The sequence below is a fragment of the Streptomyces antimicrobicus genome (genome assembly GCF_020532625.1).
GTDB classification, from domain to species: domain Bacteria; phylum Actinomycetota; class Actinomycetes; order Streptomycetales; family Streptomycetaceae; genus Streptomyces; species Streptomyces antimicrobicus.
Window position 1 is genome coordinate 31,319 of record NZ_JAJAUY010000038.1, and the last position, 13,383, is coordinate 44,701.

Consider the following 13,383-nt stretch of genomic DNA (forward strand, 5'->3'; position numbering starts at 1 on the left):
TGCGCAGGTGGCACCGATCACCCTTTCGTGTGCTTTTCACCAAAGACCTCAAGGGTCGTCGAAGCACGGCCGACAAAGGATTCGTGAGTACCCTTGCGCACACCATGATGACCGCCGCCCGCCATGCCGACACCGGCCTCGCCGGCCCGGGCGAACTCGATCGCTACCCCTACGCGGAGGCCCCCGGCACCGACCGCGTCGGAGCGCCCCACTGGGACGGCGCCGACGTCGAGTTGAGCCGGGCGGGCCGCCGTGCGGCAGGCAGCCGCGGGCGCGGGCTGCACGGCCAACTCGTCCAGCAGCTCGGCCAGATGATCGTCTCGGGTGACCTCGGCGCGGACCGCCCCCTGGTCCCCGAGGAGATCGGCCAGCGCTTCGAGGTCTCCCGCACGGTCGTCCGCGAGTCGCTGCGGGTCCTGGAGGCCAAGGGCCTCGTCAGCGCCCGCCCGAACGTCGGCACCCGGGTCCGCCCGGTCAGCGACTGGAACCTCCTCGATCCCGACATCATCGAGTGGCGGGCGTTCGGCCCCCAGCGCGACGACCAGCGCCGCGAGCTCAACGAGCTCCGCTGGACCATCGAGCCGCTCGCCGCCCGTCTCGCCGCGGGCCACGGCCGCGCGGACATCCAGCAGCGCCTCGCCGACATGGTCGAGATCATGGGCCACGCGCTCGGCCAGGGGGACGCGATCACCTTCTCGCGCGCCGACAACGAGTTCCACGCCCTGCTGATCCAGGTCGCCGGCAACCGGATGCTCGAGCACCTCTCCGGCATCGTCTCCGCCGCGCTCCAGGTCTCCGGCAGCCCGGTCACCGCCTGCGACCGCCCGAGCGAGACCTGCGTCGCGCACCACGCGCGCATCGTCGAGGCGCTCGCCTCCGGCGACGCGACCGCCGCCGAGTCGGCGATGCGCCAGCTCCTGACCGTTCACCCCGAGGTCGAGCGCGTCGTCCCGGCCCCGCGCGAGCACTGACGGGCGGTGGAACGGCGCGCTGGGGGCGGTAGCACACGTCGTCGCCGGGCCCCGGGGTCCGGCGACACCGGCGGTCCGGCCACGCACCATCGGGTCCGATCACCGTCGGGTCCGGCCGCGCACCGTCGGGTCCGATCACGTACCGTCGGGTCCGGGCAACGCCTTCCCCGACGAGACCGGCCATCGGTGGGCCCGGCGACATCCGGCTCCAGCGGGACGCGGCTCCGACGGCTCCCGCGACACCCACGGCTCCGGCGACACCCACGGCTCCCGCGACACCCACCCGTCCCGCCCGCACCTACGCGTCCGCCCGCAACCACCCGTCCCGCCCGTACCCACGCGTCCGCCCGCACCGCCGGCACCCCCGACCCTGCGACCCCCCGACGCGTCCGCCAGCACCGGCGTACGCCGGGCCAGGGCGGGTACGAGGCCGTAGATGAGCCTCGGCGGCGCCGTCGGGGCGACGTGGACAGTACGCAGCGGTAGGGACACGCGCCGGGCCGGACCCGCTGTCAGGGCCTTACGGCCCGTTTCGGGCGAAGGGGGTGTGACTCGGGCCACTGAAGATTGGGCGTAACACTCTGCGAGGTCACACGATGACCTAGGTGGTGATGGCCGACGGAGGGAAGACAGCAGCCCTTGCGGGTGCTGGACAGCTCCCCGGCCCCTGCCCGCGCCGCCGGCCCATCCCCAGTCGGTGCTCGTCGGCTCCGGTATCTGCACCACGGCCGGGGTCGGAAGCCGTTCCCATCGTTCCCGAGAGGTTGTTCGTGTCGGCCAGCACATCCCGTACGCTCCCGCCGGAGATCGCCGAGTCCGAGTCTGTGATGGCGCTCATCGAGCGGGGCAAGGCCGAGGGGCAGATCGCCGGCGATGACGTGCGTCGGGCCTTCGAGGCTGACCAGATTCCGCCAACCCAGTGGAAGAATGTTCTGCGCAGCCTCAACCAGATCCTTGAGGAAGAGGGTGTGACGCTGATGGTCAGTGCCGCGGAGTCGCCCAAGCGTCCCCGCAAGAGCGTCGCAGCGAAGACCCCCGCCAAGCGGACGGCCGCCAAGACCGCCGCGGCGAAGCCGGCGGCCCCGGAACCCGCCGTGCCCGCCGCGCCCGAGGTGCCGGCCGCGGACCTGGACACCTCCGACGCCCTCGCGGACGAGCCCGCCGCCGAGGCCGCTCCCGCGAAGAAGGCGGCGGCGAAGAAGACCGCGGCCAAGAAGACGGCCGCGAAGAAGACCGCCGCCAAGAAGACGGCGGCGAAGAAGACGGCCGCCAAGAAGGACGTCGACGAGGCCGTCGAGGAAGAGCCGCTCGACGAGGCCCCCGGGGCCAAGGCCGAGGACGAGGAGGAGACCGGCGAGGCCAAGGGCTTCGTGCTCTCCGACGACGACGAGGACGACGCCCCGGCGCAGCAGGTCGCCGTGGCCGGCGCCACCGCCGACCCCGTCAAGGACTACCTCAAGCAGATCGGCAAGGTCCCCCTCCTCAACGCCGAGCAGGAGGTCGAGCTCGCCAAGCGCATCGAGGCGGGCCTGTTCGCCGAGGACAAGCTGGCGAACTCCGACAAGCTCGCCCCCAAGCTCAAGCGCGAGCTGGAGATCATCGCGGAGGACGGCCGCCGCGCCAAGAACCACCTGCTGGAGGCCAACCTCCGCCTGGTGGTCTCCCTCGCCAAGCGCTACACCGGTCGCGGCATGCTCTTCCTGGACCTGATCCAGGAGGGGAACCTGGGCCTGATCCGCGCCGTCGAGAAGTTCGACTACACCAAGGGCTACAAGTTCTCCACGTACGCCACCTGGTGGATCCGGCAGGCGATCACCCGCGCCATGGCCGACCAGGCGCGCACCATCCGCATCCCGGTGCACATGGTCGAAGTGATCAACAAGCTCGCCCGGGTGCAGCGCCAGATGCTCCAGGACCTGGGCCGCGAGCCCACCCCGGAGGAGCTGGCCAAGGAACTCGACATGACCCCCGAGAAGGTCATCGAGGTCCAGAAGTACGGCCGCGAGCCGATCTCCCTGCACACCCCGCTCGGCGAGGACGGCGACAGCGAGTTCGGTGACCTCATCGAGGACTCCGAGGCCGTCGTCCCGGCGGACGCGGTGAGCTTCACGCTGCTGCAGGAACAGCTGCACTCCGTCCTCGACACGCTCAGCGAGCGCGAGGCCGGCGTGGTCTCCATGCGCTTCGGCCTGACCGACGGCCAGCCCAAGACCCTGGACGAGATCGGCAAGGTGTACGGCGTCACGCGTGAGCGGATCCGTCAGATCGAGTCCAAGACGATGTCGAAGCTGCGCCACCCGTCGCGTTCGCAGGTGCTGCGCGACTACCTCGACTAGCACGCGGATCCCCCGCGAGGTGGCCGTGCGCGGGTGCGCGCGGCCACCGGGCGTCCCACTCTGGGTGGAGTCATGCACACACAGAGTCAGGAGGCCCTATGAGTCGTTCCCTTGCCCGTGTCCTGGCGGGCGTGCTGACCCTGGTGGCGGGCGCGGGCGCGGCGCCGCTGGTCCAGGCGCCGGAAGCGGCCGCCGACAGCATCGTGATCGGCGGCACGCCGGTGGACGTGGCCGACAGTCCGTGGGTGGTGGCACTCTCCAGCCGTGACCGGTTCGGGGGAACGCGGGCCGGGCAGTTCTGCGGGGGTGTGATCGTCGCACCGACCCGGGTGGTGACCGCCGCGCACTGCCTGAGCCGGCAGGTGCTGGGCGGGTCGGTCGAGTCGGTGAAGGACTTCCGGGTGATCACGGGCCGGACCGAGCTGCGCGCCGAGGACCAGGGCCGCGAGATCGCCGTCCGGGCGGCGCGGGTCAACCCCGGCTACGACGCGGCGAGCAACGCGGGCGACCTCGCCGTGCTGGACCTCGCCGAGGCCGTGCCGGCGTCCTCCGTGCTGCCGCTGGCCGCGGCCGGCGACCCGGCGTACGCGGCGGGGACGGCGGCGACCGTCTACGGCTGGGGGGACACCAGCGGCTTCGGTGACTACGCGTACGGGCTGCACGCCGCAGGCGTGACGGTGCTCGCCGACGACGACTGCCTTCGGGCGTACCCGGGGGACGCGAGCGGACAGTACCGGTCCGACTCCATGGTGTGCGCGGGGCACGCGGCAGGCGGCAAGGACGCCTGCCAGGGCGACAGCGGCGGCCCGCTGGTGGCCGGGGGTCGGCTGATCGGCCTGGTGTCCTGGGGGCGCGGCTGCGGACGTGCGGACAGCCCCGGTGTGTACACGCGGGTCTCACCGCTGGTGGACTTCGTGACGGGAGCGGCGGGCGCCGCGACCGGCGCGACCGGCGCCTCGGGCACCCGTACCGCGACCGGCGCCTCGGGCACCCGTACCGCGACCGGCGCCTCGGGCTCCCGTACCGCGACCGGAGCCTCGGGTTCCCGTACCGCGACCGGAGCCTCGGGCACCCCCACCGGCGGCGCAGGCCCGGCCACCGGTACCGCCGCGGCACCCGTCGGCACCGGCGGCTGACCGGCCCGGACAGCAGGCCCGACCGGCCCCGGAGAACGAGAACGGGCGGCTCCCTGGATCACAGGGGCCGCCCGTCGACCGGCCTGGCCGGTCCTGGCTCGTCGGGATGCGAGGTGTCAGCGCTCCTCGGTGTCGGCGGAAGCCGGCACGCTGGTGAGCCGCTCGGTCTCATCCTGTATCTCCGCGGCGATCTTCTTGAGTTCCGGCTCGAACTTACGCCCGTGGTGGGCACAGAAGAGCAGTTCTCCGCCGCTCATCAGGACGACGCGCAGATATGCCTGGGCGCCGCAACGGTCGCATCGGTCAGCGGCCGTCAGCGGGGTCGCGGGGGTCAGAACAGTAGTCACGTCGCCTCTTCTCTAGCTCGACGAGCTGTCGTACCAGGGTCAACATCCAACCAGGCCGAAAACGTTCCCGCTCGCGGCTTTTCCTCGAAACTTCCTTCCGAAGCTGGCCGGCTGCTGCCGGTTGGCGGCGAAGGAGCCGTATTGCGTTGCTCTACGGTTTCGCGTTGTCTGTCGGTGCTGCTTGTGGTCGTCTCATCGGGGGTCTGCCCTCCCCGGCCTGTGTGCCGGTTGTTCATGAGGACGTGCCCGAACCCTAAATGGTTCATGCGCGGAAGGGAACGTGATGTTTCCTTCACCCCTTCGGGCGATCGAACACCCGTACGGTTCTGTATTAGGCTGAAGAACCACGAGGGTGGCGTTGCATCGGCTCTACCAGGCCTCGGTACCCTCTGGACGGCAACAGAGCCACCCTGCGCCCAGCGGGGCGGGAAAAGAAATTCAGCGAGGAGCGAACTGCGTGACCGCCGACACGTCCGTGCCTTCCAGCGCGCTGCTGACCGGAGCAGACCGGGACGGCTCCAACTACACCGCGCGGCACCTCCTCGTCCTCGAAGGGCTCGAGGCCGTCCGCAAGCGCCCCGGCATGTACATCGGCTCCACCGACAGCCGTGGCCTGATGCACTGCCTGTGGGAGATCATCGACAACTCCGTCGACGAGGCCCTCGGCGGCTACTGCGACCACATCGAGGTCGTGCTCCACGAGGACGGCTCGGTCGAGGTCAAGGACAACGGCCGCGGCATCCCGGTCGACGTCGAGCCCAAGACCGGCCTGTCCGGCGTCGAGGTCGTCATGACCAAGCTGCACGCCGGCGGCAAGTTCGGCGGCGGCTCCTACGCGGCCTCCGGCGGTCTGCACGGTGTCGGCGCCTCCGTCGTCAACGCCCTCTCCGCCCGCCTCGACGTCGAGGTCGACCGCGGCACCACCCACAGCATCAGCTTCCGCCGCGGCGTCCCCGGCATCTTCACCGAGCAGGGTCCCGACGCGCCCTTCGACCCCGGCAGCGGCCTGCGCAAGGGCAAGCGGGTACCCAAGGGCCGCACCGGCACGCGCATCCGCTACTGGGCCGACCGCCAGATCTTCCTCAAGGACGCCCGGCTCTCGCTGGAGACCCTCTACCAGCGCGCCCGCCAGACCGCCTTCCTGGTGCCCGGCCTGACCATCGTGGTGCGCGACGAGCGCGCGATCGACGGCGCCGGCAAGACCGAGGAGGTCTTCCGCTACGACGGCGGCATCAGCGAGTTCTGCGAGTACCTCGCCGAGGACAAGGCCGTCTGCGACGTGCTGCGGCTGTCCGGGCAGGGCACCTTCAAGGAGACCGTCCCGGTCCTCGACGACCGCGGCCACATGACCCCCACCGAGGTCACCCGCGAGCTCGGCGTCGACGTCGCGCTGCGCTGGGGCACCGGCTACGACACCACCGTCCGGTCCTTCGTGAACATCATCGCCACCCCCAAGGGCGGCACCCACGTGTCCGGCTTCGAGCGCGCGGTCACCCGGACCGTCAACGAGGTGCTCCGCGCGAGCAAGCTGCTCCGGGTCGCCGAGGACGACGTGGTCAAGGACGACGCGCTGGAGGGCCTGACGGCGGTGGTGACCGTCCGGCTGGCCGAGCCGCAGTTCGAGGGCCAGACCAAGGAGGTCCTCGGCACCTCCGCGGCCACGCGCATCGTCGGCCAGGTGGTCGCCAAGGAGCTCAAGGCGTTCTTGACCTCCACCAAGCGCGACGACAAGCAGCAGGCCCGCGCCGTGATGGAGAAGATCGTCGCGGCCGCCCGGACCAGGATCGCGGCCCGTCAGCACAAGGAGGCGCAGCGCCGCAAGACCGCGCTGGAGTCCTCCTCGCTGCCCGCGAAGCTGGCCGACTGCCGCAGCGACGACGTGGACCGCAGCGAGCTGTTCATCGTCGAGGGCGACTCCGCGCTCGGCACCGCCAAGCTCGCCCGGAACTCCGAGTTCCAGGCGCTGCTGCCGATCCGCGGCAAGATCCTCAACGTCCAGAAGTCGTCCGTCTCGGACATGCTCAAGAACGCCGAGTGCGGCGCGATCATCCAGGTCATAGGGGCCGGCTCGGGCCGGACCTTCGACATCGACGCGGCGCGCTACGGCAAGGTCATCATGATGACCGACGCCGACGTCGACGGCTCCCACATCCGCACCCTGCTGCTGACCCTCTTCCAGCGCTACATGCGCCCGATGGTCGAGGCCGGCCGGGTCTTCGCGGCCGTCCCGCCGCTGCACCGGATCGAGCTGGTCCAGCCCAAGAAGGGCCAGGACAAGTACGTCTACACGTACTCCGACCACGAGCTGCGCCAGACCCTGCTGGAGTACCAGCGCAAGGGCGTGCGCTACAAGGACTCGATCCAGCGCTACAAGGGCCTCGGCGAGATGGACGCCGACCAGCTCGCGGAGACCACGATGGACCCCCGCCACCGCACCCTGCGCCGGATCAACATCGGCGACCTGGAGGCGGCGGAGCAGGTCTTCGACCTGCTGATGGGCAACGAGGTGGCGCCCCGCAAGGAGTTCATCACCAGCTCGGCGGCCACCTTGGACCGCTCGCGCATCGACGCCTGACCGGGCCCCGGACACCGGCGCTTCACCCCGTCCCCGACCCCGTCACCTGATGGGGTGAAGCGCATCGGTACACCAGTCCGGAAAACGTCACTCCGCCCATCCTTGGGGCACGCGGCCACTGCGACCGCGGACAAGGAGACTGCGGTGGACAAGCACGATGGCCGCGACCCCGGAACGGTCCGGCTGGACGATCCCTGGTACGACGCACTGGCCGCGGGGTGGGGCGAGGGGACGGGACCGGCCGCCCGCACTGCCGCCCCCGGCCCCGCCGGGCCGCCACCCCGCCCCCGCCCGGCCGACATCTACCTGGAGGTCCAGCGCAGCGCCGCCTTCCAGGAGGTGCGCAGCCGCTACCGCCGTTTCGTCGTCCCGGCGGTCCTCGGCTTCCTGCTCTGGTACGTCGCCTACGTCGTCGCGGCCGTGGCCGCGCCGGGACTGATGGCCCGGCCCGTGTGGGGCGCGGTGAACGTCGCCCTGCTGGCGGGCCTCGGCCAGTTCCTCAGCACCTTCGCCCTGACCTGGGCCTACGCCCGGCACGCCCGGCTGCGGCGGGACCGGGCGGCCCTCGACCTGCGCTGGACCGTCTTCGAGCAGGCCCACGAGCAGGCGCGGGACCAGGCCCGGGAAGACCGCGACGCCCGGGGCGCACGCGACTCCGGGGGCGCCCATGACGCCCGGGGCGCACGCGACGCCCGGGAGCGGAGCCGCGGCGGGCAGGGGGCGGGTCGGTGACCGGCGACCAGCAGACGCTCGCGCTCATCCTGTTCAGCCTCTTCGTCGCCGTCACGCTCGGGATCACCACCTGGGTCAGCCGCAACCGGCGCGGCTCGGCGGAGGAGTTCTACGTCGGCGGGCGGCTCTTCTCGCCCATGGAGAACGGTTTCGCCATCGCGGGCGACTACATGTCCGCCGCCTCCTTCCTCGGCATCTCGGGCCTGATCGCCCTGTTCGGCTACGACGGCCTGCTCTACTCCGTCGGCTTCCTCGTCGCCTGGCTGGTCGTGCTGTTCCTGGTGGCCGAGCTCGTCCGCAACTGCGGCCGCTTCACCCTCGCCGACGTCGTCGCGGCCCGGATGAGCGAGCGGCCGGTGCGGATCGCGGCGGGCGCCTCCTCCGTGACCGTCTCCGTGCTCTACCTCGTCGCCCAGATGGTCGGCGCCGGCAGTCTGGTCGGCCTGCTGCTCGGCTCGTCCGGTGCCACCGCCCGCACGGCGGCCGTGGTCGGGGTGGGCGCGCTGATGGTGGTCTACGTGTCCTTCGGCGGCATGCGGGCCACCACGTGGATCCAGATCGTCAAGGCCGTCCTGCTGATGGGCGGGGCGGTGGCGCTGACGGTGCTGGTGCTGATCCGCTTCCACGGCGACCTCGACCAGCTGCTGACCACGGCCGCCGACCGCAGCGGCCACGGCCACCGGTTCCTCGGGCCGGGCCTGAAGTACGGAGGCGACTGGACGGCGCGGCTGGACTTCCTCAGCCTGGGCCTGGCCCTGGTCCTCGGCACCGCCGGTCTGCCGCACATCCTCGCCCGTTTCTACACCGTGCCGACCGCCCGGGCGGCCCGCCGGTCCGTCGTCTGGGCCATCGCCCTGATCGGCGGTTTCTACGTGATGACCGTGGTCCTCGGGTTCGGCGCGGCGGCGCTGGTCGGGCCGGACGCCGTACGGGCCTCCAACGCCTCGGGCAACACCGCGGTCCCGCTGCTGGCCACGCTGCTGGGCGGCGGGCCGGGGACCACCGGCGGGGCGGTGCTGTTCGCGCTGGTCGCCGCCATCGCCTTCGCCACGATCCTGGCCGTGGTCGCGGGGATCACCCTGGCCTCCTCCGCCGCCGTCGCCCATGACCTCTACGCCTCGCTCAAGCGGCGCCGCGCCCGGCAGCGCAGCGAGGTCGCGGTGGCGCGGGTGGCGGCCGTCGGGATCGGCGCGGTCGCCATCGCCCTGGGCCTGCTCGCCCAGGACCTGAACGTCGCCTTCCTGGTGGGCCTCGCCTTCGCGGTGGCGGCCTCGGCGAACCTGCCGGTGCTGCTGTACGCGCTGTTCTGGCGGAACTTCACCACGCGGGGCGCCGTCTGGTCGGTCTACGGCGGCCTGGTGCCGGCCGTGCTGCTGGTGGTGGTCTCGCCGGTGGTCTCCGGCAGCCCCGAATCCCTCTTCCCGGGCGTCGACTTCCAGCTCTTCCCGCTCCAGAACCCCGGGATCGTCTCGGTCCCGCTGGGCTTCCTCGCCGGCTGGCTGGGCACGGTGACCTCCGGGGAGACGGCGGACGCGGCCAAGCACGCGGAGACGGAGGTCCGTTCGCTCACCGGGGCGGGGGCGGTCTAGCGCGCACACGGGCGCAGGCTCGTCAGCCCTGGTCCGCCGGGATCCAGGCGTAACGGTGCTCGGGGCGGCCCGTCTCGCCGTAGCGCAGGGTCAGCCGGACGCGGCCGGAGCGGTCCAGCAGCTTGAGGTACCGCTGGGCGGTCTGCCGGCTGACGCCCGCGCGTTCGGCGATCTCCTGGGCGGACAGCGGGCGTTCGGCGCCGAGCAGTACCTCGCGGACGGTCGCGGCCGTGGCAGGGGAGTGGCCCTTGGGCAGTTCGTTGCGGCTGGCCGCGCCGGCGAGGGCGCCGAAGATGCGATCCACCTCCGCCTGTTCGGCCTCGCCGCCGGTGGCCAGGGCGCGGTGCAGGGCGGCGTACGCCTCCAGCTTGGCGCGCAGGCCACCGAAGGTGAACGGCTTGACCAGGTACTGCAGGGCCCCGAGGCGCATCGCGGCCCGTACGGTGGCCAGGTCCCGGGCCGCGGTGACCATGATCACGTCGGTGTGGTGGCCGAGCTGGCGCAGCCGGCGGACCAGGTCCAGGCCGGTGCCGTCGGGCAGGTAGTGGTCGAGCAGGATCAGGTCGACGCGGTGGGCGGCGACGAAGGCCAGCGCCTCGGCGGCGGTGTGCACCTCGCGGGCCACGGTGAAACCGGGCACCTTCGCGACGTAGGCGGCGTTGATCCGCGCGACGCGGGCGTCGTCGTCCACGACCAGGACGGCGAGCTCCTCCGCCGGGGCCGCGCTGCCGGGCCGGGTCATCGCAGGGCCTCCGGGAGCACGACGAGGAACTCCGCACCGCCTGCCGCCGGTGCGCCCACCCGGGCGGAGCCGCCCTGGCGTTCGACGAGGCGGCGGACCAGCGCGAGGCCGAGGCCGCGCTCGCGGTGGGCGTGGGGCTGCTTGGTGGACCAGCCCTCGGTGAAGATCTCCTCGCGGCGGTCGGCGGGAACGCCCGGCCCGCTGTCCCGGACCCGCAGGACGACCGTGTGCGGGTCCTCGGTCCGCAGCTCCACCTCGACCACGGGCTCGGGCGAACCGGCGGCGGCGTCCAGGGCGTTGTCCACGAGGTTGCCGAGGACGGTCACCAGACCGCCGGGATCCACCAGCCGGTCGGGCAGCGAGGTGGCCGGGGTCAGGCGCAGGGCGACGCCGCGTTCGGCGGCGACGGTGCCCTTGCCCACGAGCAGCGCGGCGAGCAGCGGGTCGTGGACCTTCTCGGTGACCTGTTCGGCGGTGGTCCGGTGCACTCCGGCCACCTCGGTGACGAACTCCACCGCCTCGTCGTACAGGCCGAGCTCCAGCAGCCCGAGGAGGGTGTGCAGGCGGTTGGCGTGCTCGTGGTCCTGGGCCCGCAGGGCGTCGATGAGGCCCCGGGTCGAGTCGAGCTCGCGGCCCAGGCGCTCCAGTTCGGTCCGGTCGCGCAGGGTGGCGACGGCACCGCCGTCCTCGGTGGGCATCCGGTTGGCGACCAGGACGCGCGGGCCCTGGACGGTGAGCAGGTCGCGGCCCGTGACCCGGCCGGCCAGCACGTCGGTGGTACGGCCGCTGCCGAGTACGTCGTCCAGCGGGCGCCCGGCCGCACCCGGGGCGCCCGGTTCCAGCCCGAGGAGCCGGGCCGCCTCGTCGTTGACCAGCCGGATCCGGCCGTGCCGGTCGAGGGCCACCACGCCCTCGCGGATCGAGTGCAGCATGGCCTCGCGCTCGGCGAGCAGGCCGGCGATGTCGGAGAACGCCAGGTCGCGGGTCTGCCGGTGGATCCGGCGGGAGATCAGCCAGGCCGCGAGCGCGCCGGCGGCCAGGGCGGCGCCGGCGTGGACGAGCAGCCCGGGGACGGCGCCCAGCAGCCGGTCGCGGACGCTGTCGTACTCGATACCGACCGAGACCGCGCCGACGAGCTCGCCGTCGGCGGCCAGCAGCGGGACCTTGCCGCGGGCGGAGCGGCCGAGGGTGCCCTCGTCGATCTCCATCACCTCGCGGCCGGCGAGGACGTCGGCCGGGTCGGTGGACACGTGCCGGCCGATCCGGTCGGGGCTGGGGTGGGAGCGGCGGATGCCGTGGAGGTCGAGCACGACGACGTACTCGGCGCCGGTCGCCCGGCGGATGCGTTCCGCTGCGGCCTGGACCGGGCTGTCGGGGGTGGGCGGGGTCGCCAGCAGCCCCTGGGCCAGGGCGGGGTCGGCGGCGGCGCTCTGCGCGATGGCGAGGGCGCGCCGCATGGCCTGGTCGTCGAGCTGGGCGCCGAGCGGGGCCAGGAACAGGCCGGTGGCCAGGGCCGTGACACCGGCGGCGATGGCGAGCTGCGTGAGCAGGATCTGCGAGACGGCCCGCCGCGGCAGCGCGAACCGCCGCCGACGCCGAGGCGCCCCGTCCTGCCGGGCGCGGCGCCCGGATCCCGCTCCACTCCGCATGACCCCACACGGTACGACCCCGCTCCGCTTCCCCGTAACCACCAACGCCTCGGGCCGGCGGGGCCGGGGCGGACGGGGCCGGGGCCCGAGGTCCTGCGGCCCGGGGCGGGCGTGGCCGACGGCGCTTGGCCACGGCGTGGTGGCCTGGTCGCCTGGTTGCCCGGGCCGTGGGACGGGGCGGTGCGGGGCTCGCAGGACGCCGTCGTTGGTGGGCCCCTTCCGGCTCCGCTTCGGGGGCGGCGGCGCCGGGTGGGGCTCGGACTGCGCCCCGAGCTTCCGGGGTCGCGGCCCGTCCGGACGTGGCCCGGATCCGGCCGATCGGCGCTTGGCCCTGGCCTCGGCTCGGAAGCCGGGGCTGCGGGACGGTGCGGGGCGGCACTGGCAGGACGCTGCGGGGCGCGCTTCCCGCCGCTCGGCTGCGTGCGCAGGGGCCGCGGGGTGGGTGGCGACCCCGCGTCCTCAGCCACCGGGGCTGCGGCCTGGCCGGGCGTAGGCCTCGGAGGCGGCGGGGGAGGCGCCGTCTCGCCGGGGAGGCGGGCCGCCTTCGCTCGGCGGTGGTCGTCGGTCAGGGGAGGGGGCGCGGGGGGCGGGGGCCGGTGTAGTGGCCGGTGGGACGCATGCGGAGTGGGGGTTCCTGGTACTCCTCCAGGGCGTGGGCGATCCAGCCCGCCGTGCGGGAGACGGCGAAGGCCGTCTCGCCGGCCTCGGGCGGCATGCCGCAGGAGACGGTGAGGACCGCCAGGGCCAGGTCCACGTTGGCCGGCAGCCCGCGGCCCTGGCGGGCCGTGACCGCCACCACGTCGCGGGCCGCCGCCAGGGCCGGAGCCGCGGCGTCCAGGTCCGCCAGCCGGGAGAACAGCGCGCTCGCCCGAGGGTCCTCGGAGCGGTACAGCCGGTGCCCCAGGCCCGGCACCCGGCGGCCCGAGCGCAGGTACTCGGCGACCACGGGCGCCGCTCCGCCGCGCTCCAGCACCTCCACGAGCATCCGGTGGGCCAGCCGCCCGGCCGCGCCGTGCAGCGGCCCCTCCAGTGCGCCGAGCCCGGCGGACACGGCGGCGTACGGGTGGGCCCGGCCCGAGGCGGCGACCCGGACCGCCAGGGTCGAGGCGGCCAGGTCGTGGTCGACGAGCAGGCCCAGGGCCAGGTCGAGGATCGCGACGGCCGCCGGATCGGCGGGCCGCGGCGTGAGCCGCTCCCACAGCCGCCGCGCCAGCGGTTCGCCCGCCCCTTCGGCCGCGTGGGGTCGCGGCCCGTCAGCTTCCAGCCCCGGCACGGCCCCACGGGGCTCGGGCCCGCCCGTCGGCCG

At 73.5% G+C, this 13,383-nt stretch carries 9 protein-coding genes and 1 pseudogene; 6 read left to right on the forward strand and 4 right to left on the reverse strand.

The genetic code is table 11. The features are described from left to right. Positions 1–83 precede the first annotated feature (83 nt). From LG632_RS12740 to LG632_RS12750, 3 genes and pseudogenes are all read left to right on the forward strand, one after another. On the forward strand, positions 84–971 hold the full coding sequence (locus LG632_RS12740) for a FadR/GntR family transcriptional regulator (RefSeq protein WP_226727127.1): 888 nt from the start codon (positions 84–86) through the stop codon (positions 969–971). Positions 972–1,741: 770 nt separating this feature from the next. After that, on the forward strand, positions 1,742–3,307 hold the full coding sequence (locus LG632_RS12745) for an RNA polymerase sigma factor (protein WP_308108327.1): 1,566 nt from the start codon (positions 1,742–1,744) through the stop codon (positions 3,305–3,307). 98 nt (positions 3,308–3,405) lie between these two features. After that, positions 3,406–4,230, forward strand: a pseudogene (locus tag LG632_RS12750) (serine protease); the annotation flags it as partial. Positions 4,231–4,559: 329 nt separating this feature from the next. Here LG632_RS12750 and LG632_RS12755 read toward each other — a convergent pair. Further along, positions 4,560–4,790, reverse strand: a complete 231-nt coding sequence (locus tag LG632_RS12755) for a DUF7455 domain-containing protein (RefSeq protein WP_226727128.1) — start codon at positions 4,788–4,790, stop codon at positions 4,560–4,562. Positions 4,791–5,247: 457 nt separating this feature from the next. Between LG632_RS12755 and LG632_RS12760 the strand changes: the two genes are divergently transcribed. The 3 genes from LG632_RS12760 to LG632_RS12770 all read left to right on the forward strand — a co-directional run bounded on the left by LG632_RS12760 (position 5,248) and on the right by LG632_RS12770 (position 9,686). Further along, a complete protein-coding gene (locus LG632_RS12760) occupies positions 5,248–7,365 on the forward strand; it encodes a DNA gyrase/topoisomerase IV subunit B (protein ID WP_226727129.1) in 2,118 nt (705 codons plus the stop codon). A 144-nt stretch (positions 7,366–7,509) separates the two neighbouring features. After that, positions 7,510–8,097: a DUF485 domain-containing protein gene (locus LG632_RS12765; RefSeq protein ID WP_226727130.1), complete on the forward strand. Its 588-nt coding sequence runs from the start codon at positions 7,510–7,512 to the stop codon at positions 8,095–8,097. Next, entirely contained in the window at positions 8,094–9,686 is a 1,593-nt protein-coding gene (locus LG632_RS12770) for a monocarboxylic acid transporter (protein ID WP_226727131.1), read from the forward strand. Before LG632_RS12765 ends, LG632_RS12770 begins: the two co-directional genes overlap by 4 nt. 22 nt (positions 9,687–9,708) lie before the next feature. Here LG632_RS12770 and LG632_RS12775 read toward each other — a convergent pair whose 3' ends face one another. The 3 genes from LG632_RS12775 to LG632_RS12785 all read right to left on the reverse strand — a co-directional run. Next, positions 9,709–10,428: a response regulator gene (locus tag LG632_RS12775; RefSeq protein WP_226727132.1), complete on the reverse strand. Its 720-nt coding sequence runs from the start codon at positions 10,426–10,428 to the stop codon at positions 9,709–9,711. Beyond that, positions 10,425–12,077, reverse strand: a complete 1,653-nt coding sequence (locus tag LG632_RS12780; protein WP_226727133.1) for an ATP-binding protein — start codon at positions 12,075–12,077, stop codon at positions 10,425–10,427. Before LG632_RS12780 ends, LG632_RS12775 begins: the two co-directional genes overlap by 4 nt. A 565-nt stretch (positions 12,078–12,642) precedes the next feature. Continuing rightward, on the reverse strand, positions 12,643–13,383 hold a 741-nt coding region (locus LG632_RS12785), incomplete at its 5' end, for a citrate/2-methylcitrate synthase (RefSeq protein WP_308108330.1).